At 29.6% G+C, this 531-nt stretch carries 2 pseudogenes; one reads left to right on the top strand and one right to left on the bottom strand.

Annotation, left to right across the window (positions count from 1 at the left end):
- Positions 1–88 (top strand): annotated as a pseudogene (locus IDG60_RS21855) (DUF4064 domain-containing protein); the annotation flags it as partial.
- A 249-nt stretch (positions 89–337) separates the two neighbouring features.
- Here the strand turns inward: IDG60_RS21855 and IDG60_RS01605 are convergent.
- A pseudogene (locus IDG60_RS01605) lies at positions 338–531 on the bottom strand (formate/nitrite transporter family protein); the annotation flags it as partial.

Here is a 531-nt window from a genome sequence, read left to right as displayed (position 1 = left end):
CATAATTACATTTGCTTTATGGTTAGTCAGTGGTATTAAACTACTTACTAATAACAAGCCTAAAGATGAAATAAGCGACTTATCATAAACATCGTATATTGAAATTTCAAGATTTCTTAAGTAATTATATTTCTGTTAGTTTTTAATAAATTAACCGATTAAATAAAGTGCTCTCTTAGAAGTAGATTTTCAGTCAATAACTGCTTTTAAGAGAGCATTTTGTATTTGATAATGCTCATAGCATCGGACAAAAACCATTGACGAACTTTAAAAAAATACGTTAGACAATGCACTTCTAAATATTTAAGGCATCGACTAACGCATTGTTCAAATAGAGTTAATTATTTTTATAAAATTGATGATGATCATTCAAGTAAGCATAGAATAAACCTATAATGAGTCCTCCTCCAATATAGTTACCGATAAAAGCCGCAGCGATATTCGAAATAGCTGGTATGAAGTGCAATGTATCAACTTGATAAATTAAACCACCCATAAATAAGCAACTGTTGTAAACGACGTGTTCATAAC

Source organism: Staphylococcus sp. EG-SA-2, from assembly GCF_017152085.1.
Note: the sequence above shows the minus strand (reverse complement) of the source record. Positions and strands in the feature narration are given on the sequence as shown.